The following is a 21,600-nucleotide window of genomic DNA, read 5'->3' as shown; positions in this document are numbered from 1 at the left end:
AGATAAAACAATTTATCCCAATCGTAAATTGTAATCTACTATAACTTTAAATTATAATGATTTGAAATGTTTTGTATAAACAAATCCGAAAGCGAATCTGTTTTTCCTTGCAAGGTGATGATATAAAAGAAACGTTCAATTATCAGCTCTTTAATATTTAATATTGCCAATTCATTACTTTTAAGTTCTTTTTTTATCGCATGAATCGATATAAAAGCTACACAATCAGAATTTATTAAATAAGATTTTATACTTTCAGTACTGCCTAATTGCATTTCAATTTGCAATTCGGATATTTTAATTTCAAATGGTTTCAACGCATGTTCAATAACTTCAAGTGTTCCTGAACCTCGTTCTCGCATTAAAAAACGCATCCTTTTTAAATCTTTTTGCGTCACTTCATTACGTTTGCTCAAAGGATTGGAACTGTTACAAACTAAAACCAATTCATCTTTTAAAAACGCGGCATATTTAATAGACTTATTTTTAGATTGTCCTTCTACAATTCCAATTTCAATTTCTTGTTTCAATAAAGCGTTTTCAATTTGTTCTGTATTTCCGTTCAGTAAACTCACTTTTATATCTTGTAACTTTTGATGAAATCGAGCTAAAAGTGGTGGGATTATATACTGAGAGATTGTTGTACTGGCGCCTATTCGCAACAATCCCGAACGTTGATTAATGAGGGTACTCATGTCAAAATCTATTTCGCGGTACACTTCAAAAATACTTTTGGTATGTTGTAACAATACTTCCCCAGCAGTTGTCAAGGAGATTTTTGATCCACTTCGATCAAAAAGTTTAATCTTATAATGTTCTTCTAACTCTTGAATGTGCTTTGAAATAGCTGGTTGCGAAATAAACAATTCCGCTGCTGCTTTTGTAAAACTCAAACGATTGGCAACCGTATAAAAAACTTTTAGTCTAAAATCCATTGTATTTCATTGTATTTACTTAAAGTAATCCATTGTATTTTCGAACCAACCACTCCGTCGCAAGTAAAATGGAAATCAAGATTAATAACCAAATCCAGTCAATCAATGGTGTTTTGGTTACACTATTTTTCTGTATGGCTTTATAATCCTCGTTTTCCAAAAGTGTTTTTATTAAACCATTTATTTGGTCTGGAAAATATATTTTTCCTTGTGTTTGCGATGCTAATTGTGTCAATTTCTCTACATCAGGATTGATAAACTGCTTTTCAATGTCAAAATCAAGAATTTCAAAACGGCTGGAGTACGTCGTTCTAGAATTTAATTCCTTTACTGAAAAGGAATAGGAACCCGATTCTAGTCCATCCAGATTCACTTTATAGGAATTGTTTCCTTTCAACAAATCGTAGTTCGTCGTTTGTTTCGTTTTAGTATTAGTAACAGCAATTGTCAATCTTGCTTTTTCGTCGAATTCATAGTTTTTATTGAAATATTGAGCTGTAATTTCGATTGCTTCGCCTGAGTTGTAAAAACTTTCATGCGCTACTACCAATGATTTTTTGGAGTTATTAGAAGCTAAAAATTGAACAATCTTATCTATGAAAAGATCATATTTTTCAAAAGATTGATTATCTATATGCGTTTGTAAACGCCATTTCCAACTGTTTTCACCCAAAAGATAAGCAACTCGTTTGCGTTGATTTTCTGCAAAAGCGAGTAAAGGGGCATTAGTCTCGATAGTTCTAATTTTGGACGACAGTAAAACTGAGATTGCTCCCTTTGTAGTTACTGTGCCAAAAGCGTTTTGTAATGGTGGAAAATTTTCAAACCCAATATTCTCAACTGCAAACAAGTTAAATTGCGTATCAAAAACGGATAAATACTCTTCTTTTTGTGCGCTCATTTTAAAGTCTAAATTATCCTGTTGTTGATTTAAAAAATTAAAATCAGTATTGTTTCCAGTAATAATAAACGTATTGATTCCAGCCGCTTTACTAGTATCAAAAATGGTTTTAAATTCAGCAGTAGGCTGGTATAAAATAAGAATAGTGTAATCTTGTAATGATTTAATATCATTAGGTTTAACGATAGTTACTTTACGTTGTACATTAGATTCAATAGCTCTTTTTAATGCTCCTAAATCAGGATGGCTTATTGCCGAAACAAGTGCAATCTTAGTCTTTTGATCCAGTACTTCAACGGCAAAATTCTTCGTATTATTGTATTGATTTTTTTCCTTTTCTTTGGATGAAATAGTAGCTTTAAAAAGCTGTAATCCAATTTTATCAGCGGGCAGTAGTAAGCTAACTGTTGCCGTTTTTTTAGAAGCTGAAAAAGCAATCGATTGTTGACTGTAAACTGTTTTTCCTTGCGAAATAATAAAAGTGGCAGTTATGCTTTTAGTTCCTGAATAGTGTAAAAAAGCTTCTACAGGAAACTTGTTCTTATGAAAAGCATATTTATTCACATTCAATTGATTGATTTTGAAATCTAAAAAAGTAGTTGTATCGCCTACTGCTAAGGGATATACTTTATTTGTAGCATCAAAACTATACACATAATCAGTACCTGAAGTTTGGTTCCCATCTGAAATTAAAACCGTTGGATAAATAGTGTTTTTATAAATACTTTTTAAATTTTTGGACACAGCATCAATATTGGTCTGTACTCCTTTAAAGTCAAGTGTTGTTGCAGGTTCAAAATCGTCTGAAAATCGATACAATTGCACCTCAAATTTCTCTTGTAACGCCGAATTTGATTCTATTTTTTTATACAATTCCAATGCTTTTTCATTCGCATTTAAAAACGAAATAGAACTGGAGTTATCTACCACAATTGGTAGCGGTGTTTTTACCGTTTCAAGTGTATTTTTAGTTAGTATTGGATTAATCAACAACAGTAAAATTCCAAAAATGGATAAAAAACGTAAAAAAGCCAAAAACCAACCGATTTTCGATTTGTTTTTGGCTTTATAGAAATATTGAAAATAGGACAAACCACCCGCTATTAATAAAGAAAAAAGTAATAGTAGTATGTTGGTTGTAGTCATATTTTGGTTGATTTCAATAATCAATGTAGGTTCTCAGAACGACATCCTGAAAACTAAATACCGATTCCTATTTTAGGTAAGCATTCCGCCACAAACGTTCATAACTTGTCCCGTCACATAGGCACTCATATCTGAAGCAAAGAAAAGGCAGGCATTAGCAACATCTTCCGTCGTTCCACCGCGTTTCAATGGAATCCCGTCTCTCCATCCTTTGACCACATCTTCGTTTAATTTTGCCGTCATTTCAGTTTCAATAAATCCTGGAGCAATAACATTGCAACGAATGTTACGAGAACCCAATTCTAAAGCAACTGATTTAGAAAAACCTATAACTCCTGCTTTAGAAGCAGCATAATTGGTTTGACCTGCATTTCCTTTAACACCCACAACAGAGCTCATATTGATAATCGAACCAGACCTTTGTTTTAAAAAAGTACGTTGAATGGCTTTAGTCATGTTAAAAACCGATTTCAAATTTACATCTATTACTTTATCAAAATCGTCTTCTGACATGCGCATCAATAGATTGTCTTTAGTAATTCCAGCGTTATTTATCAAAATATCAACTGTTCCAAATTCAGCTATAACGGCATCTACAAGCGTTTGCGCTTCATTAAAATCAGCAGCATTTGATTGGTATCCTTTGGCTTTAATCCCAAGAGCGTTCAATTCATTCTCTAAAGCCATTGCTGATTCTACTGATGAACTATAAGTAAATGCAACATTTGCACCCTGTTTTGCAAAAACTTCTGCAATTCCCTTCCCAATTCCGCGACTTGCTCCTGTGATAATGGCAACTTTTCCTTCTAATAATTTCATAATCAAAAATTAATTTATTTTTTATTTTGAGCTATTCCTGCTATTCATTGCAATCTTTTCTATTTTTAAAGAAAAAATAGAAAAGGATTTCCATTGCTATCAGGGCTAAAAACGACTTGCCAAATATATACTTTTTCCTTTCTTAAAAAAAATTTCACTTTCAATAACACTCATAAAATTTCCTTTTTAGATGTGAAAAAATCGTTTGACCAGTTTATCCCAAAACGAACTATAAATAGCGACTAACGTAAAGGCGAGTAAAAACAAATGATACCAAGCATTACTAATCAAATCAAAAAAATCTAATTTGCCATTTGCAAAACTTAATATTAATAATACTTGTGCACCATAAGGCAAAATCCCTTGTACAATACACGAAAAAATATCCAAAATCGCTGCTGTTTTTTTCGAACTCAACTCATACTCATCATTAATTTCTTTTGCAATTGGTCCTGTAATTACAATGGAAACGGTGTTATTGGCTATAGCCAAATTAGCAAAGCCTACCAAAGCCCCAATTCCAGCTTGTGCTGATTTTTTATTTTTGATTCGTTTTTTGATTTGGACCAACAGATAGGTAATTCCACCTGCTTTGTCAACCATTGCAGCGAGTCCGCCAGTAAGCATCGATAGTAAAAAGATATCGGTCATACTCGTAAAACCTTCATAGATCTTTTGAGTGAATTCCATTATCGTAAACGAACCTCCAACATACCCAATACTACCCGCTAATAACGTACCTATAATCAATGTAGAAAAAACATTCACGCCTATAACAGCTAAAACTATAACTAATAAATAAGGTACAATTGCAATCCATGAAAAATCATTTTTTGCAATCGCTACAGCAACAATATCAGAATTTAACCCCAAGTAAAAGAAAACTAAAATAGTCAGTAGTGCCGCTGGAAAAGCAATGAACAAATTCACCTTGAATTTATCTTTTAATTCACATCCTAATGATTGAGTCGCTGCAATAGTGGTGTCAGAAATCATGGATAGATTATCCCCGAGCATCGAACCGCCTAATAAAGCACCCGAGATTAGAGGTAAAGAAGCACCACTTTTATCGGCCAGTGAAACCGCTATTGGTCCAATGGCTACAATAGCACCTACTGAAGTTCCTGTTGCTGTAGATAAAAAAGCAGCGATCAAGAAAATTCCTAGTGGAAAATAAGCCACGTCAATTGTATTGATACCCAGATTCACTACAGCATCAACGCCACCCATAGCTTTACTTACCACTGCAAAAGCACCCGCCAATAAATAAATTAAGCACATGGTCATAATTTTGCTTTCGCCACAACCTGCTATCAAGGTCTCGACTTTATCTTCAGTTGATGATTTGTACAATAAAAAAGCAGCTATGATTCCAACAAGAACAGCTACTGGCGAAGGAAAAGCATAAAAATCATTCAAGACAATTCCTGCTCCTAAAAAAGTAAAAATAAATACAAACAACGGAATCAACGCAAAGGGATTTCCGGTTTCTTTTGAAAATGTAGTCATAAAAAGAATTAAAAATTAAAATTATGACGAAAACGAAGCTAAAAATGGGAATGTAAAACAACATTTTTTCCAAAGGATTTGGCTTATCGTTTTAGCACCTTGCTTGTTGTTGCAGGTTGCTATCCTATTACAGGATTCGTGATAACGGATGCAAAAGTAATTAATAATTTATGAAAAAATAAAATTTTTATCCAAAAAAGTAATAAATCAGGAAAAGGTGCTGCTTAAAGAGGTATGGCAATTGAATTTACAGTTTTGAAAATAAGCGGTTACGCTCGTTTTATAATGGAATTCAATTCGGTTAGATGCTCTTTATTATGATGTCTGCTATTTATTTTTTAAGGAATTTTGAATTAGAGAACCCTTTATCTGTTTTCATTTTTAAAAAATAGGGACCAGTTGTCAATTCCGAAACATCAATGGTAGAACTATTCTGAGCGGTGGGCACTGCGAGTATTATTTGACCCAAAACATCATATATTGCTATTGCTTGAACCTCAATTTTATTTTACGTAATACTGTGTAATTCGGCACCTACTGGATTAGAATAAATTTTAAAATAAGTAGAAAAATCAAAATCTTTTACCGCTAATTATTGGAGGGTTGATGTAGCTTTTTTGGTCAATATTGGAAAGTTTTAATCAAGATAAATAGTAGCGCCATTTGCAAAAGAAGCACCACCTACTAATGTTGGTAAAGTTTTTATTTTCAAAGCGAGATTTCCATCATTGTTGGTATTATCAAAAGGAAGATTGATTTTTTCGAAGATGAATTCAACTTTGTTACCATCAGAAATTTAAGTCTTGTAGGAGTAACTCGCTTTTATGGGAAACAGAGTTGAAATGTAAAATTTTGACAAATAAATTGAATCTTTTCCTACACTATTTTCTGTTGGTTAGGTGCGAGTGTTTTCAAAACGAATTAAATAATTTACATATTTTCCTATCAAATCTGGAGTGATAAAAGCTCCTTCCAAGCATCTTTTATCATTAGGATCAAAAAAGCCAACAACACTTTGGCGCAAAGCCGAAGAATTATCAACTATTTATTCATCAGCAGTAACTGGATTAAATTGACATTCTTATCTTGATATCAATTAATTGTATTTTGTGTGTTTTTAAATTGACTATCATCAGCACAAATATATTTCAAAGCTTGTTATCTGTAAAAATCTATGTCGTGAGACATTCCGTTTTTGGCAAAAATTGCAGTAAGTTTATTATTGAAACGACTGCTTACAGAGTTCAAAATTATGTATAGAGAGAGGTCTAAACTATAAAGCTGATACAGTATTAAAATCTACATGTACTTTTTCAATGTTACTTGTCCCGTTCAATTCAATAGAGGTTAAAGATTGACCACTAGCCTGAAAACACCTCAATTTTGGTAATAAATTAAAATTAACTGCTCCAGAGGTTACTTCTTTTGTCGCTTTCCCTAAAATCTTATCGGCAACTAATAGCATACTGATACAAAATGGTCTACACCTTTTAAATAATACTGAAAAAGCTCCAATTCTGAACCTTCAGTTTTGGAGCTTTTAATACTATGTAATTTGAAATGTCTTAAAAAGCGACATTCCATTTAGGCAATCTTCCGTTTTCGTCTAAGAAGTTTTGTAAAACTTGTCCTTCTACAAAAGTTGGAATTACTTTGGTCTTGTCATTAAATGTTTCATACCATACTACTTCTAGTGTGCTAATATCTTCAATTTTCATTTGCGCTGGCCAAGAATACTTTCTTCCTGTTTTTGCAAATTGGTGTCCTTCCACAATTTTTTCTTGAAGACCACCGTTTTTAATTTTCAAAGTTCCGTTATTTTGAACGGTTCCGGTAGAACCAACCATTATTAACTCTTTTTCATCCCCTACTGAGTATACCAAAAACACGCCAGATCCTTCTGAAGCATTGCATACTTCTGCAAGACTATCTTCTGCAGTAAATGAAAACTGATTGGTAACTTTGAATTTTTTTAATTCTTTGTACATATTAATTTATTTTTATTTGAACTGACTTCGACAAAAAAATACCCCACAAAATCGTGAGGAACAGTAGAAACCATTCGTTTGTATTTGCTTTTATTAGCATTGAATCTGCTTAAAACAAATCCATTTAATAAAGTGCAAAGATATTTTTTTAATTCAATTTATAATTAAAAAAGCCCCACAAATTGCGAGGCTTTTAAAATATTTAATTTGAGTATTAGATTAACCCAAAACTTCTTTAACTTTTTTACCAATTTCTGCTGGTGAATCCACTACGTGAATTCCACATTCTCTCATGATTTGTTTTTTAGCCTCTGCAGTGTCATCTGAACCACCAACAATTGCACCTGCATGTCCCATTGTACGTCCAGGAGGAGCGGTAACTCCTGCAATAAATCCTACAACTGGTTTACGATTACCGTCAGCTTTGATCCAATGAGCAGCATCTGCTTCTAATTGTCCACCAATTTCACCAATCATTACGATACATTCTGTTTCTGGGTCGTTCATCAATAATTCAACAGCTTCTTTTGTAGTCGTTCCGATGATTGGATCTCCACCAATTCCAATTGCGGTAGTGATTCCCAAACCTTGTTTTACTACTTGATCAGCCGCTTCGTACGTTAATGTTCCAGATTTAGACACAATACCTACAGTTCCTTTTTTGAAAACAAAACCTGGCATGATACCAACTTTAGCTTCGCCTGGAGTAATTATACCTGGGCAGTTTGGACCTATTAATCTTGCATTTCTTTCTTTAACATAACTATTGGCTTTGATCATGTCTGCCACAGGAATTCCTTCAGTAATTGCAATAATTACTTTTATTCCCGCGTCAGCAGCTTCCATTATTGCATCTGCAGCAAAAGCTGGCGGTACAAAAATGATAGTCGTATCAGCTCCTGCTTGTTCTACAGCATCTTTTACAGTATTAAAAACGGGTCTATCTAAGTGCGTAGTCCCTCCTTTTCCTGGAGTTACACCACCAACAACGTTAGTACCGTACTCAATCATTTGAGAAGCATGGAAAGTTCCTTCACTTCCTGTAAAACCTTGAACAATTATTTTGGAATCTTTATTAACTAAAACACTCATGATATATTTTTTATGTAGTTTTTAAAATGGTTATGCAAAAGTATAAAATAGTAAGCACTAATCCGTATTCAGTATTCAGTTTTTTGACACTAAATTAGGATAATTGGCTCATTTGATAGCCTCGAAATAATTTATTGTCTTTTATTTGCCATATAACTATAAAATGTGCCAATAACATTTCTTCTCTTGGGTTCTCAATCGTTTTCACAAAATGAGAATAACGTACCGAAATCAAATCATTTTCACCAATAAGATGGCTTATACGAACCTTAGAACGCACATAAGCTTTGCTTAAATCATTGGACAAATTTAATAACGAATCATAATTAAGTTCCATAAATCCTGTACTACTGTTCCATTCAACGATTATGTCTGGATGCAAAAAATCTTTGATAACTTCACGATCAATTAAAGCATCCGATTTATAAAATTTCTGAACAATTTCTTTAGCAGACATATTATTTTAGTTTATTTAGAATTTCGGGTATCTTTTTGATATTAGCCAGTTGTTTTAATTTTTCTCTTGATTCTTCTATTGGTGTACCAAAATAGGATTTACCGCCTTCCACTGATTTAGTAACTCCGGTTTGTCCTAGAATAACTGCCTTAGCACCTATTGTTATTCCGCTAGTAGTTCCTACTTGTCCCCAAATCGTTACTTCATCTTCAATAATCACACAACCTGCTATTCCAGTTTGAGAGGCGATTAAACATTTTTTACCAATGACGGTATCATGACCAACATGTACTTGATTGTCAATTTTTGTACCCTCGCCAATCGTTGTGTCACCAGATACACCTTTATCTATAGTACAAAGCGCTCCAATGCCCACATTATCTTTTATTACCACGCGACCACCCGAAAGTAATTGATCATACCCCTCAGGCCGCTTTTTATAGTAAAAGGCATCTGCGCCTAGAATCGTTCCTGCATGTATTCTAACATTATCGCCAATTACGGTATAATCATAAATGGAAACATTAGAATGAATTAAGCAATTCTTACCAATAACAACATGATTGCCAATAAATGTATTCGGCTGTATCACAGTTCCTTCGCCTATTGAAGCTGAAGTTGCTATTGAAATATTTGAAAATTGAAAAGGCCTGAAATAATTGGTCAATTTATTAAAATCCCTAAAAGGATCTTCTGATATCAGTAGTGCTTTTCCTTCCGGACATGCAACATTTTTATTTATCAAAACTACGGACGCAGCAGAATTTAATGCTTTATCATAATATTTAGGATGATCCACAAAAACAATATCGCCAAATTCAACAACATGAATTTCATTCATTCCTAAAATAGGAAAATTGGCATTACCTACATATTCGCAGTCAATGATACTTGCAATTTCTTCTAAGGTATACGCTTTTTGGAATTTCATAATTTTAATTGGAAAATGAGAAATTGTGAAAAATTAGAAAATGTAGCACTTAGATACGTGTTACATTTTCTAACTATCAAATTATCTACTCTTTTACGCGTTCCATGTAAGAACCTGACGCAGTATCAATTTTAATTTTATCTCCTTCATTAATAAACAAAGGAACGTTTACACTTGCACCGGTTTCAACAGTAGCTGATTTTGTTGCGTTTGTAGCTGTATTTCCTTTGATTCCCGGTTCAGCATACGTTACTTCTAGAATAACTGATGCAGGCATATCTACAGAAAGCGGTAAATCAGTCTCTGTATTGATACTTACCATTACGTTTTCTCCTTCTTTTAGTAAATCTGGTGAGTCTAAAATATTCTTGTTTAATGTGATTTGTTCGAAAGTCTCTGTATTCATAAAATGAAAATCATCACCTTCTGGATACAAAAATTGAAATTTATGATTTTCTACTCTAACTTCTTCTATTTTATGTCCAGCAGAAAAGGTATTGTCTAATACTTTCCCATTAGTTAAACTTCTCAATTTGGTTCTAACGAATGCGGGTCCTTTTCCAGGTTTAACATGAAGAAATTCAATAATTTTGTAAATGTCATTATTGTATTTGATACACAATCCGTTTTTAATATCTGATGTAGATGCCATTGTAATTTATGATTTTAGATTAATGAATTTAGGTATCAAAACAACCTGCCTTCTAAATTTGTTGTATGTTATATATTTTAATTTTGTGAGACTGATAAATTATAATAGTGCGAATCTGAATTCTAAAATCAGAAAACTAAATTCTACAATTAATAATTCCCAGAATATCCTTTCATTACTCCTCTTGATGAATTTCTGATAAAATCAATAATTTCATCTCGTTCAGGTGTTGCTTCCATTTCTGCTTCAATAATCCCCAAAGCTTGCGTAACATTATAATTTTTTTGATATAAAATTCTATAAATATCTTGAATTTCTCTGATTTTTTCAGATGTAAAGCCTCTCCTTCTCAATCCAACCGAATTAATTCCAACATAGGATAGTGGTTCTTTTGCTGCTTTTGTATAAGGTGGAACATCTTTTCTTAGCAAAGACCCTCCTGAAATCATGGCATGGTCTCCTACACTAATAAATTGATGAACTGCTGACAATCCTCCAACAATGGCATAATTACCTATAGTTACGTGTCCTCCTAGAAGAACCCCATTAACAATAATAGCATTATTTCCTACATGACAATCATGCGCTATGTGCACCGTAGCCATAATCAAACAGTTGTCGCCAATAACAGTTTGTCCAGAGGCAACTGTACCTCTATTGATGGTGACACACTCTCTAATTGTACAATTGTCTCCAATGATAACAAGCGAATCTTCTCCTCCAAACTTTAAATCTTGCGGAACAGCTGAGATAACAGCTCCTGGGAATATATTACAATTTTTTCCAATTCTTGCACCTTCCATAATTGTAACATTGGATCCTATCCAAGTACCGTCTCCAATAACAACATTGTTGTGTATGGTTGTAAAAGGTTCTATAACTACATTTTTGGCGATTTTAGCACCGGGATGAACATACGCTAATGGTTGATTCATTTTATTTTGTTTAACCGTTTAACTGTTTAAGCGATTGATCGAATGATCGATTAATCAAATCAACAAAAATTATTGTTTTCTTGCAATCTGAGCCATTAATTCCGCTTCAGCAACGAGTTTGCCATTTGCATAAGCATTGGCTTGCATGTGACAAATTCCTCTTCTGATAGGCGTTATTAAATCACACTTAAAAATTAAGGTGTCACCAGGTAATACTTTATGTTTGAATTTAACATTATCAATTTTCATAAAATAAGTCAAATAATTTTCGGGATCTGGAACTGTACTTAAAACTAAAATCCCTCCTGTTTGTGCCATAGCTTCTACTATTAAAACGCCTGGCATAACTGGTGCTTCAGGAAAATGACCCACAAAGAAATTTTCATTCATGGTTACATTTTTCATCCCTACAACATGGCTTTCAGACATTTCAATGATTCTATCAATCAATAAAAAGGGTGGTCTGTGAGGTAAAACCGCCATAATTTTATGAATATCCATTAATGGCTCTTGATTCAAATCATAAACGGGAACGTAATTTCTCTGTTCTATTTTTATAATTTTCGCCATTTTTTTGGCAAATTGTGTATTTACAAAATGTCCCGGTTTATTAGCAATAACTTTTCCTTGTATTTTAGTACCTATTAAAGCTAAATCACCAACTACATCAAGCAGTTTGTGTCTTGCTGCTTCATTTGGATAATGCAAAGTAAGATTGTCTAAAATTCCATTAGGTTTCACATTAATAGTTTCTTTTCCAAACGCAACTTTCAAATTCTCCATTGTTGCTTCTGAAATTTCTTTATCAACATAAACAATTGCATTGTTCAAATCGCCGCCTTTTATCAATCCGTTTTCTAATAGAGATTCTAATTCATGCAAAAAACTAAAGGTTCTGGATTCGGATATTTCAGTTTTGAAATCAGCAATGCTTTTCATATTTGCATTTTGGGTACCTAAAATTTTAGTTCCAAAATCAACCATGGCAGTTACACAATAATGATCACTTGGCATCACTAAAATTTCACTTCCTGAAGCTTCGTCAGTGAATGAAATAACCTCTTTCACCACATAAACTTTTCTTTTGGCATTTTGTTCTTCAAATCCTGCTTTTTCAAGAGCTTCAACAAAATATTTAGAAGAACCATCCATAATAGGAAGTTCCGAAGCGTTCAATTCGATAATTATGTTATCTAAATCACAACCAATAAGTGCTGCTAAAACATGTTCTGGCGTTTGAATTTTAACACCCAGTTTTTCTAAATTAGTCCCTCTTTGGGTGTTTACTACATAATTTGCATCTGCTTCGATAATAGGATGTCCTTCCAGATCTACTCGAACAAAAGTAAAACCATTATTCACCGGAGCAGGTTTGAAAGTCATTTTCACTTCTTTACCGGTATGCAGTCCAACTCCAGTTAGTGAGATTTCTGTCGTGATGGTCTTCTGTTTAACCATTGTTTCCATTTTTTTGGTTTAATATTTGTTTCTTTAATTCTTTTATTTCTGCAACAATTTTGGGTAAATTCTTAAAATGAACATACGATTTGCTAAAATCATTGTATCCAAATGCAGGACTTCCTTGCAAAATTTCATTGTCTTTTATATTTCTTCCGACACCAGCTTGCGCCTGAATTCGTACATTATCCCCTACAGTCAGATGTCCTGAAATTCCCACTTGTCCACCAATCAAGCCATTTTTTCCAATTTTAGTAGAACCTGCAACGCCTGTTTGAGCAGCGATCACTGTATTCTCCCCTATTTCAACATTATGGGCTATCTGAATTTGATTATCAAGTTTTACTCCTTTTCTAATAATAGTGGAACCCATCGTAGCTCTGTCAATTGTGGTACAAGAGCCTATATCAACATTGTCTTCAATAATTACATTACCAATTTGCGGAATCTTTGTATACGTTCCGTCTGGATTTGGCGCAAAGCCAAAACCGTCCGAACCAATAATAGCTCCTGAATGAATCGTGCAATTGTTACCAATTACAGTTTCCGAATAAATTTTTGCACCAGCGAATAAAACTACATTATTACCAACTGTAACATTGTCTCCCAGAAAACAATTGGGGTAGATTTTGACGTTTTCTCCTAAAACTACGTTTTGCCCTATGTAACTAAAACTACCTAAATATAAGTTATCGCCATATTTTGCACTTTGCGAAATAAAGGAAGGCTGCTCAATTCCACTTTTATTTAGCTTAACCTGATTGTAAAATTCCAATAGTTTAGAAAATGCTCCGTATGCATCTGGCACTTTAATCAATGTGGTGGTTAAAGGCGATTCAGGCACAAAAGTATCATTAACGATTGTTATTGACGCTTTTGTAGAATAAATATAATTGAGGTATTTAGGATTTGACAAAAAAGTCAGAGAACCTTCAACACCCTCCTCAATTTTTGACAATCTAAACACTTCCACCATAGAATTCCCAACCACTTCTCCTTCTAGAATCCCTGCTATTTGTTCTGCTGTAAATTTCATCTTATCTGATTGTATTTCTTATAGGAATAAGATGGAACTCACTATATAAAGTCCTGATGGTTTTCAAAAAAAATGTATTGACTCGTTTCATTGCGACAAAAATATAAAAAAATAGATTTTAAATGGTGTTTTTATAACAGTTGTTTTGGGAAACAGATATAATACTTGGTCACTAATTTAGATAATGATTTTAAATTCAGCTGATCAGATGATTCAATGACGTCCTCAATTGTGCTATCTTTTTTCAAAATTCGTATGGGCTCCGCTTCTTTGCTATACGCTTGATTTTTTATTTTCCCTTTAAAAATAAAATAATTAGTTTCTAATAACGAAATGTTATTTTCTACCGCAAAACGCTCTTTTAGTGGCTGTAAATCCTCAATTGCTACTTTTTCGCTGGTCAGTTTTATTTTCAATAAATCTCGGTTTACAATCATTTTGCTTAACGACGATAAAATAAAATCATCATGCTTTTGCCAAGATTTTAAAGCTCCAATGATATCAAAATCATCTAGTTGAGCAAATAAATCCAAAGTTTCAGCATTAAACGTAGCAATTGTGACTTTGTTTTGCATGAAAAATAATAATGGCTCGCTACAAGGCAACTGCACTCCTTTTAACGTTAACTCTTTAGCTCGTTTCAAAATTTTCATCAAAATTAATTCTGCTACCAAACTCGTTTTGTGCAGGTAGGCTTGCCAATACATTAAACGACGGGACATCAAAAACTTCTCTACAGAATAAATTCCCTTTTCTTCAATAACTAAATAGTCCTCAACTACGGTCATCATTTGAATCAAACGCTCGGAGTTGACATTGCCTTCTGCTACACCTGAGTAAAAACTATCCCGCTTCAAATAATCCATTCGGTCCATGTCCAACTGACTGGAAATTAATTGAAGCATAAATTTCCGATGATATTCTCCCATAAAAACCTGAATTGCCAAACTTAACTGTCCGTTAAATTCCAAATTTAATTGGTTCATGAATAACAAGGAAATTTCTTCATGATGTACATTTTCAACAATGCTTTTTTCCATTGCATGCGAAAAAGGGCCATGGCCTATATCATGCAATAAAATAGCTATATACAGTGCATTTTCTTCTTCGGGTGAAATAAAGACTCCTTTAAAACGGAGTACGTCAACTGCTTTTTGCATCAAATGCAGACATCCCAAAGCATGATGAAAACGGGTATGATTTGCTCCTGGATAAACTAGGTAAGACAATCCCATTTGCGATATGCGGCGCAAACGCTGAAAGTAAGGATGCTGAATTAGATCGTAAATTAAAGCATTGGGGATGGTGATAAACCCATAAATGGGATCATTGAATATTTTAAGCTTATTGATTTGACTCACTACACGTTTTTTTTTAGGTCAACAAATATAAGTAAAATAGATTTTAAATTAGAAACCTTCACTAAACTGTGTAACAGTCCGAAAAGAAATACTGATTTAAACGTTCTTTTAAAGTTAATTTTATAATTTTCTAATCCAGATATTTCTGAATTGATTTTTAGAATCATGATCTTGAAGTGAGATAACATCGTCGCCATGAGACGAAGAATACTTATGTAAACCAATGTAAAGTGTCAACCCATTTATAGTGGTGTTGTTTTGCACCAAAACACCATTCAAAAACACAGTGATTTTGGCAGGAGCATCAATCACGCCATCGGTCTTGAATCGAGGCGCCGTATAGATTACGTCGTATGCATTCCATTCTAATGGCGTTTTTACAGCGTTTACTAAAGGTGGATGATCTTTATAAATACTTCCCGCTTGACCGTTACTGTAAGTTCTATTGTTATAAGAATCCAAAATTTGCAATTCGTACCTATTTTGAAAAAACACGCCACTATTTCCTCTGGCTTGTCCTCCATCTAAAACAACGTCTGGCGCACTCCATTCCAAGTGCAATTGGCAATCTCCAAACTGCATCTTGGTTTGAATACCTCCTGAACCTGGCACCACTTCCATATAATCGTTAGCAATAATTTTCCATCCTGCAGGTTTATTTATATCTTTTTGATTCACCCACTGATCTAAGTTTTTGCCGTCAAATAGAATAATCGCATCCGAAGGTGCATTTCCAAGCATTTTAGCGGGCGTAATTACTTGTACTTCTGGTTCCCAAATTTCAGTCATTTCGGGTTTCATTGGCATTGGGGAAACTTCTGGTGGCGTAGTCACATATTTGTGTTGTGCCATAGCTACCGTTGCAGAAAATAAGGCAATCAGTAAGAAAGAATTCTTCAAGTTTTTAGATTTCATAATGGAATGCATTTGGTTGAATAGAAAATGGATTGATTAGATTTAAAGATTCTATTTTCAATATTAAGCATTTTTTTTCTGAACAACTTCCTTTTCATTTAATTATAACGAATTGATTATTAAACTATAGAACTATAAACGAGGAAATAACCCTCCAGTTTATAAACACAAGATAAAAATAGTTAAAAATTATCATAAATTTAAGTTCTTTTAGTTCATAAAATACGAACTAACGCTACTTTATAAAAAAAATAATGAAAGCAATACAAAAAGAACGAGAGGAGATTATCGAAACGTACAGAATTCCTTTTGAATTAGTATTTAATTTACACCTTTTAGATTCCTGAATACCAGGACTACTAAATGTGGATGGCTGTAAGACTGTATTAACTTTTGAATAAATAGTTAAAAAATAGCAGCGAGTAAAAGTTCCATTTCGACCAATTTGAATCTGCTTTGAAAAATGGACAAATTAATTAGTACACACTATCTAAGGACCGAAAAAAATATTTTAAACCTTCGCCTTTCGCTGAAAGATTAACCCATTATATTGAAATCCTTGATTTTGAAAAAAAAATAATAGATAAATTAATCACCTACTGAACACAAACTATTTCTTGTGCTAAAGAACAATATAACAGGAAAAATGTCAAGACTTATAAATCCCACCTTTGTGAAGTCGAAGAGCTATTAATCAAAACTACTGACAAATTTAAAGAAATAGAGACAAACAATTCCTGAATATAAATACTAAACCCAATTATAAAAATGAAAAAAATTCAATATTTTCCCTATTTGTTTTGCTGATTGCAGCAGCGTGTGGCAAAAAAGAAGAACAAGAAATGCCAGTTCCTGCTGCAGCTGCATTTCCAGTTCAAACCATTACATTGCAAGATGCCGCAGTATTTCAAGAATATACAGCCAACCAGGAAGGCTATCAAAATGTAGAAATTCGTCCAAAAGTAGATGGCTTTATCCAAAAAACAGACTTAGGCAAAGGTCCTCTAATAAGAAAAGGACAACTGTTATTTTAATTATATCTTAAGTCTTAAATTCAACTGCGAAACTGGAATCATCACAAATGAAGAAAAAATGAATATCCCTTTTTAACTTTATAATTCCACATTTAGGTGATTTATTATTTATTCAGACTTGTATAAGACAGTACTAATTGTCATCTCATATCGAAAAAAATAAATTTTTAAAAAATAAAAAAAATAAAAAAAGCGATATTGCGCCATTCTTTAAAAAAGAATTACTTTAGTCGATTGGAGTGCTCTACCAAATCGAATCGGAATTCCTTTTTATTATTCCTTATACGCTTGCAGAGGCAGTAAAACAAAAAGAGTGAAAAGAAATCGGTGTATTTGGTAAAAGGCAGGATGGCTACAAAAAAAATTAGATATTAAATTATATTTTAGAAGATGAGATTAGAAGATTTTGACAATGACGAGGATAAAGTAATCCAAGACCGATTGAAAAAAAAGACTTGGAATGAGATTAGAACCAATGATAGTTGGGCCATTTTTAAAATTATGGCCGAGTTCGTGAACGGTTATGAAAGTATGGGGCGAATAGGCCCATGTGTGAGCATTTTTGGATCGGCTAGAACAAAACCGGAAGATCCTTATTATTTACTGGCCGAAAAAATTGCCTATAAAATAAGCAAAGCCGGTTACGGTGTCATTACTGGCGGTGGTCCAGGCATTATGGAAGCAGGTAATAAAGGCGCACATCTTGGAGGTGGGACATCAGTGGGGCTTAATATTGAGCTGCCTTTCGAACAACATTTTAACCCCTATATTGACAACGATAAAAACTTAAACTTTGATTATTTCTTTGTTCGAAAGGTAATGTTTGTCAAATATTCTCAGGGTTTTGTCGTAATGCCAGGAGGTTTTGGTACAATGGACGAATTGTTTGAAGCGATGACTTTAATTCAAACAAAAAAAATAGCAAAATTCCCAATAATATTAGTAGGTACAAGTTTTTGGTCAGGATTGATTGATTGGATAAAAACAGTCTTAGTTGAGAAAGAAAAAACCGTTCATATGGAAGATTTGGAACTTTTTAAAATTGTTGATACCGAGGATGAAGTGGTTGATGTGCTGAACAAATTCTATAAAAAATACGATTTGTCTCCAAATTTTTAAAAACAAGCAGTTTGATCCAATTTTCAAAGGCTTTTTTATGCGATTTTACTACATATAATTCCCTACGTAAAAGGTTGATTTTATGTGCTAATTTGTTATTATTCTGATATAATATCTGCTATTTTTGGACTAGAAAAACAGAAATTTATTAGACATGACTTTAAACTGTAGGATTTAGAAAAAATTTACCCCAAATTCGCCAATCATCATTATAATTGTTTGAAATTTATATTGAAAAATTTGCTAATTTGCGGTAAATAAATCGTTGGATAAACGGACAACTACTTTCATTTCTTTACATTTAAATCAAATACTTGAAATCAATTTATAAAATTTTCCTTTTTATTCTTGTTTTATTGACGTCAGTAGAACAACAAGCACAACACCATTCTAAGATGACTGTTGCGCTCAATACGGAAAATAAAACATTGCTCATAAAGCAAGAAATCACTTTTTTTAATCAGTCAAAGGACACTTTAAAATCAATTGTTTTGAATGATTGGAATAATGCGTATTCCAATAAAAATACTCCATTGGCCAAGCGATTTTCGGATGAATTTTATAGAGGTTTTCACCTTGCAAAAGAGGAAGAACGCGGTAGCACGATCAATTTAATTATTACTACTACCGATCAACAATTTTTATCGTGGAATAGAACCGAAGAAAACTCTGATTATGTGGTTCTACACTTACAAGAGCCCTTGCTTCCTTATCAAAAAAGCACCTTCCATCTTTCCTATCTCTCTAAAATTCCGAGCGATAAATTTACTAAATATGGCTACAATTACAATGGAATTTTAAACCTAAAAAACTGGTACTTGACTCCTGCACGCTACGAAAATCATGCTTTTGTAACCAACAGTAACAACAACTTAGATGATATTGCCAATGCCATTTCTGACTTTGAAATAGAGCTAACAACGCCTTCAGTTTTAGAAGTAACATCGGATTTAAACGTCTCTAAGGCTATTGTCGAGAAGGAATTAAAAAATTACAAATTATCGGGACGAAACAGAACGGATTTTAATCTGATTTTAGAGCCTAAATCTAATTTTGAGAGTTTTAAAAACGCTTCCGTTGAGGTTCTTACTGATTTAAAAAACAATAAAGTAGATGGCATTCAAAAAGCAATTGTAATTGACCGAATCGTAGCTTATGTCAATAATTTGATAGGGAAATATCCTTATGATAAAATTCTGGTGACCCAAACGAATTATGATAGAAATCCATTTTACGGACTAAATCAATTACCTTCCTTTTTAAGCCCATTTCCAGATGAATTTATTTTCGAAATAAAATTTTTGAAAACTTATCTAAATGAATATTTAAAAACTAGTTTGCATTTAGATCCTAGAAAAGACAATTGGATTTATGACGGAATTCAAGTTTATACCATGATGAAATACATGGATGAAAATCATCCTAATATTAAAATGATGGGAAGTGCATCCAACATTCGATTATTAAAAAGCTTTAATCTTACCAATATTGACTTTAATGAGCAATACAGCTATTTTTATATGTTGATGGCGCGTAAAAATTTAGATCAGCCATTGGGAGCACCAAAGAATACTTTAATTAAGTTTAACGAGCAAATTGCAAGTAAATACCGCGCTGGATTAAGTATCCGATTTTTGGATGATTATCTTCAAAATAACACTGTACCCAATAGCATTAAACAATTTTACGTATTAAATGAGACCCAACAAGTAGCGCGATCTGATTTTGAACATGTATTAAAATCAAATACTACTAAAGATATTAGTTGGTTTTTTAATACCATCATTGATTCAAGAGACATTATCGATTTTAAATTCTCAACCGTTGTAAAAACAAAAGACAGCATTACTTTTTCTGTTAAAAACAGAACAGGAGCACCAATCCCCATTCCTATTTATGGAACAAAAAAAGGAGAAATCGTGTTCAAGCAATGGCTGGATATTGAAGAATGCGACAGTACCTTCACGATTCCCAGAAACACCATTGATAAAATTATTTTAAATCTAAAAAATGAGGTTCCAGAATACAATTTAAGAAACAATTGGAAAAAATTAGAAGGTTTTTTTCCTAATAATCGGCCTGTAAAATTTGTTTTCATGAAAGATTTAGAGGATCCGTATTACAATCAAGTCCTCTATGTTCCATCGATTTATTATAATTTATATGATGGCGTAACGCCAGGAATCAGGTTGCACAACAAAACTATCTTGGAAAAACCATTTATATTTGATGTAAATCCTTCCTACTCTACAAAATCGAAAAATTTATCAGGTTCAGCCGTTTTTGTAGTCAATCAAAATTTGAGAAACAGTACTCTTTATAATGCTAGATATTCTATTAGCGGTTCCTATTTTCATTATGCAGAAGATGCCGCCTACCTCAGATTAAATCCATCTTTGCAATTGCGCATTCGAGAGCCCAATTTTAGAGACAATAGAAAACAGTTGTTCTTATTCCGACAAGTGATTGTAAACAAAGAGAAAAGTGCTTTAGTGATTGATAACTCTCCCGAAAATTATTCGGTTTTTGATGCAAGGTACATCAATACAAAAACAGAAGTTACGAATCATTTCAATTTTATGACTGATTTGCAAATTTCGGGAAAATTCGGGAAAATTACTGGTGAAATAGAATATCGAAAACTATTTGAGAACAATCGCCAGATTAATTTGCGCTTTTATGCTGGGACTTTTTTGTACAACAAAACCCAATCGGATTTCTTCAGCTTTGCATTAGATAGACCAACAGATTATCTTTTTGATTACAATTATTTTGGAAGATCCGAAAGCACAGGCCTTTTTAGTCAACAGTATATAATAGCAGAAGGTGGATTTAAATCTAAAATTGCCACACCTTTTGCCAATCGCTGGATTACTAGCTTAAATGCAAGTTACAGTATTTGGAATTGGATTGAAGCGTACGGCGACATTGGTTTAATCAAAAATGAAGACACAAAAGGACGGTTTGTTTACGATAGTGGCATCCGTCTTAATTTAGTTACAGACTACTTTGAATTGTATTTTCCAATCTATTCTAATAATGGATGGGAAATAGCACAAGATAATTACAACGAAAAAATACGTTTTATTGTTACTTTTTCTCCTAAAACATTAATCAATCTTTTTAATCGAAAATGGTTCTAATCCAATATAATTGTGATTATTTATTAAGTTATTATTAATAAAAGACGGTTTAAATTACACATAATAAAAAAATAAAGTTCTTTTTATTAGAATTAATTGCAATAATTAAATTCTATTTTTTTCAATGTGCTATGAAAATAGGTTGTTTTTAAGTAAATTTGCTTCATAA

General features: G+C 32.9%; 19 protein-coding genes, 1 pseudogene and 1 riboswitch. Of the genes and pseudogenes, 3 read left to right on the top strand and 17 right to left on the bottom strand.

From position 1 onward, the window contains the following. Window positions 1–38 precede the first annotated feature (38 nt). The 17 genes and pseudogenes from BUA03_RS10470 to BUA03_RS10395 form a co-directional block, all read right to left on the bottom strand. On the bottom strand, window positions 39–935 hold the full coding sequence (locus BUA03_RS10470) for a LysR family transcriptional regulator (RefSeq protein ID WP_066077479.1): 897 nt from the start codon (window positions 933–935) through the stop codon (window positions 39–41). A gap of 19 nt (window positions 936–954) precedes the next feature. Next, on the bottom strand, window positions 955–2,982 hold the full coding sequence (locus BUA03_RS10465) for a hypothetical protein (protein ID WP_066077657.1): 2,028 nt from the start codon (window positions 2,980–2,982) through the stop codon (window positions 955–957). A 72-nt stretch (window positions 2,983–3,054) separates the two neighbouring features. Continuing rightward, on the bottom strand, window positions 3,055–3,801 hold the full coding sequence (gene fabG, locus BUA03_RS10460; protein WP_066077477.1) for a 3-oxoacyl-[acyl-carrier-protein] reductase: 747 nt from the start codon (window positions 3,799–3,801) through the stop codon (window positions 3,055–3,057). A 186-nt stretch (window positions 3,802–3,987) separates the two neighbouring features. Continuing rightward, window positions 3,988–5,310 (bottom strand): Na+/H+ antiporter NhaC family protein, encoded by a 1,323-nt coding sequence (locus BUA03_RS10455; protein WP_066077475.1) that lies wholly within the window; start codon window positions 5,308–5,310, stop codon window positions 3,988–3,990. Between the two features lie 53 nt (window positions 5,311–5,363). Further along, window positions 5,364–5,460: riboswitch (SAM-I-IV-variant riboswitch) on the bottom strand. 181 nt (window positions 5,461–5,641) lie between these two features. Further along, on the bottom strand, window positions 5,642–5,797 hold the full coding sequence (locus BUA03_RS16935; RefSeq protein ID WP_317041103.1) for a T9SS type A sorting domain-containing protein: 156 nt from the start codon (window positions 5,795–5,797) through the stop codon (window positions 5,642–5,644). 150 nt (window positions 5,798–5,947) lie between these two features. Next, a pseudogene (locus BUA03_RS17225) lies at window positions 5,948–6,334 on the bottom strand (DUF7619 domain-containing protein). Window positions 6,335–6,583: 249 nt separating this feature from the next. Then, the gene (locus tag BUA03_RS10445) at window positions 6,584–6,775 is read right to left on the bottom strand and encodes a hypothetical protein (protein ID WP_066077474.1); all 192 of its coding nucleotides are present in this window, start codon (window positions 6,773–6,775) and stop codon (window positions 6,584–6,586) included. Between the two features lie 100 nt (window positions 6,776–6,875). Continuing rightward, window positions 6,876–7,298 carry a hypothetical protein gene (locus BUA03_RS10440; protein WP_066077472.1) on the bottom strand — a complete coding sequence of 141 codons (423 nt, stop codon included), beginning with the start codon at window positions 7,296–7,298 and terminating at the stop codon, window positions 6,876–6,878. A gap of 219 nt (window positions 7,299–7,517) precedes the next feature. Next, window positions 7,518–8,390, bottom strand: coding sequence for a succinate--CoA ligase subunit alpha (gene sucD, locus BUA03_RS10435; protein WP_035672307.1), 873 nt, complete (start codon window positions 8,388–8,390; stop codon window positions 7,518–7,520). Between the two features lie 94 nt (window positions 8,391–8,484). Continuing rightward, window positions 8,485–8,847: a hypothetical protein gene (locus BUA03_RS10430; RefSeq protein WP_066077470.1), complete on the bottom strand. Its 363-nt coding sequence runs from the start codon at window positions 8,845–8,847 to the stop codon at window positions 8,485–8,487. A gap of 1 nt (window position 8,848) precedes the next feature. After that, window positions 8,849–9,778, bottom strand: coding sequence for a UDP-3-O-(3-hydroxymyristoyl)glucosamine N-acyltransferase (locus tag BUA03_RS10425; RefSeq protein ID WP_066077468.1), 930 nt, complete (start codon window positions 9,776–9,778; stop codon window positions 8,849–8,851). Between the two features lie 85 nt (window positions 9,779–9,863). Next, window positions 9,864–10,430: an elongation factor P gene (gene efp, locus BUA03_RS10420; protein ID WP_066077467.1), complete on the bottom strand. Its 567-nt coding sequence runs from the start codon at window positions 10,428–10,430 to the stop codon at window positions 9,864–9,866. Window positions 10,431–10,579: 149 nt separating this feature from the next. After that, entirely contained in the window at window positions 10,580–11,365 is a 786-nt protein-coding gene (gene lpxA / locus BUA03_RS10415; protein WP_066077466.1) for an acyl-ACP--UDP-N-acetylglucosamine O-acyltransferase, read from the bottom strand. Between the two features lie 69 nt (window positions 11,366–11,434). Beyond that, on the bottom strand, window positions 11,435–12,823 hold the full coding sequence (locus BUA03_RS10410; RefSeq protein WP_066077655.1) for a bifunctional UDP-3-O-[3-hydroxymyristoyl] N-acetylglucosamine deacetylase/3-hydroxyacyl-ACP dehydratase: 1,389 nt from the start codon (window positions 12,821–12,823) through the stop codon (window positions 11,435–11,437). Further along, a complete protein-coding gene (lpxD, locus tag BUA03_RS10405) occupies window positions 12,816–13,859 on the bottom strand; it encodes a UDP-3-O-(3-hydroxymyristoyl)glucosamine N-acyltransferase (RefSeq protein ID WP_066077462.1) in 1,044 nt (347 codons plus the stop codon). Before lpxD ends, BUA03_RS10410 begins: the two co-directional genes overlap by 8 nt. 131 nt (window positions 13,860–13,990) lie before the next feature. Then, the gene (locus tag BUA03_RS10400; protein WP_066077461.1) at window positions 13,991–15,220 is read right to left on the bottom strand and encodes an HD domain-containing protein; all 1,230 of its coding nucleotides are present in this window, start codon (window positions 15,218–15,220) and stop codon (window positions 13,991–13,993) included. 120 nt (window positions 15,221–15,340) lie between these two features. Further along, window positions 15,341–16,135 (bottom strand): 3-keto-disaccharide hydrolase, encoded by a 795-nt coding sequence (locus tag BUA03_RS10395; RefSeq protein WP_066077459.1) that lies wholly within the window; start codon window positions 16,133–16,135, stop codon window positions 15,341–15,343. 800 nt (window positions 16,136–16,935) lie between these two features. On the opposite strand from BUA03_RS10395, the gene BUA03_RS10390 reads away from it, so the two are divergent. From BUA03_RS10390 to BUA03_RS10380, 3 genes are all read left to right on the top strand, one after another. Then, entirely contained in the window at window positions 16,936–17,169 is a 234-nt protein-coding gene (locus BUA03_RS10390; RefSeq protein WP_066077457.1) for a hypothetical protein, read from the top strand. 390 nt (window positions 17,170–17,559) lie between these two features. Further along, a complete protein-coding gene (locus BUA03_RS10385; protein WP_066077456.1) occupies window positions 17,560–18,288 on the top strand; it encodes an LOG family protein in 729 nt (242 codons plus the stop codon). Between the two features lie 395 nt (window positions 18,289–18,683). Beyond that, the gene (locus BUA03_RS10380; RefSeq protein ID WP_066077652.1) at window positions 18,684–21,431 is read left to right on the top strand and encodes a gluzincin family metallopeptidase; all 2,748 of its coding nucleotides are present in this window, start codon (window positions 18,684–18,686) and stop codon (window positions 21,429–21,431) included. Window positions 21,432–21,600 lie beyond the last annotated feature (169 nt).

Origin of the sequence: Flavobacterium fryxellicola (genome assembly GCF_900143245.1) — a bacterium.
Lineage (GTDB): Bacteria > Bacteroidota > Bacteroidia > Flavobacteriales > Flavobacteriaceae > Flavobacterium > Flavobacterium fryxellicola.
Note: the sequence above shows the minus strand (reverse complement) of the source record. Positions and strands in the feature narration are given on the sequence as shown.

Bases quoted from the DNA above. Each gene is read 5' to 3' on its own strand.
- fabG (WP_066077477.1), bottom strand. From the start codon at position 3,801: ATGAAATTATTAGAAGGAAAAGTTGCCATTATCACAGGAGCAAGTCGC.
- sucD (WP_035672307.1), bottom strand. From the start codon at position 8,390: ATGAGTGTTTTAGTTAATAAAGATTCCAAAATAATTGTTCAAGGTTTT.
- BUA03_RS10395 (WP_066077459.1), bottom strand. From the start codon at position 16,135: ATGAAATCTAAAAACTTGAAGAATTCTTTCTTACTGATTGCCTTATTT.
- BUA03_RS10465 (WP_066077657.1), bottom strand. From the start codon at position 2,982: ATGACTACAACCAACATACTACTATTACTTTTTTCTTTATTAATAGCG.
- BUA03_RS10440 (WP_066077472.1), bottom strand. From the start codon at position 7,298: ATGTACAAAGAATTAAAAAAATTCAAAGTTACCAATCAGTTTTCATTT.
- BUA03_RS10385 (WP_066077456.1), top strand. From the start codon at position 17,560: ATGAGATTAGAAGATTTTGACAATGACGAGGATAAAGTAATCCAAGAC.
- BUA03_RS10410 (WP_066077655.1), bottom strand. From the start codon at position 12,823: ATGGTTAAACAGAAGACCATCACGACAGAAATCTCACTAACTGGAGTT.
- BUA03_RS10455 (WP_066077475.1), bottom strand. From the start codon at position 5,310: ATGACTACATTTTCAAAAGAAACCGGAAATCCCTTTGCGTTGATTCCG.
- lpxA (WP_066077466.1), bottom strand. From the start codon at position 11,365: ATGAATCAACCATTAGCGTATGTTCATCCCGGTGCTAAAATCGCCAAA.
- BUA03_RS10425 (WP_066077468.1), bottom strand. From the start codon at position 9,778: ATGAAATTCCAAAAAGCGTATACCTTAGAAGAAATTGCAAGTATCATT.
- lpxD (WP_066077462.1), bottom strand. From the start codon at position 13,859: ATGAAATTTACAGCAGAACAAATAGCAGGGATTCTAGAAGGAGAAGTG.
- BUA03_RS10380 (WP_066077652.1), top strand. From the start codon at position 18,684: ATGACTGTTGCGCTCAATACGGAAAATAAAACATTGCTCATAAAGCAA.
- efp (WP_066077467.1), bottom strand. From the start codon at position 10,430: ATGGCATCTACATCAGATATTAAAAACGGATTGTGTATCAAATACAAT.
- BUA03_RS10470 (WP_066077479.1), bottom strand. From the start codon at position 935: ATGGATTTTAGACTAAAAGTTTTTTATACGGTTGCCAATCGTTTGAGT.
- BUA03_RS10445 (WP_066077474.1), bottom strand. From the start codon at position 6,775: ATGCTATTAGTTGCCGATAAGATTTTAGGGAAAGCGACAAAAGAAGTA.
- BUA03_RS10430 (WP_066077470.1), bottom strand. From the start codon at position 8,847: ATGTCTGCTAAAGAAATTGTTCAGAAATTTTATAAATCGGATGCTTTA.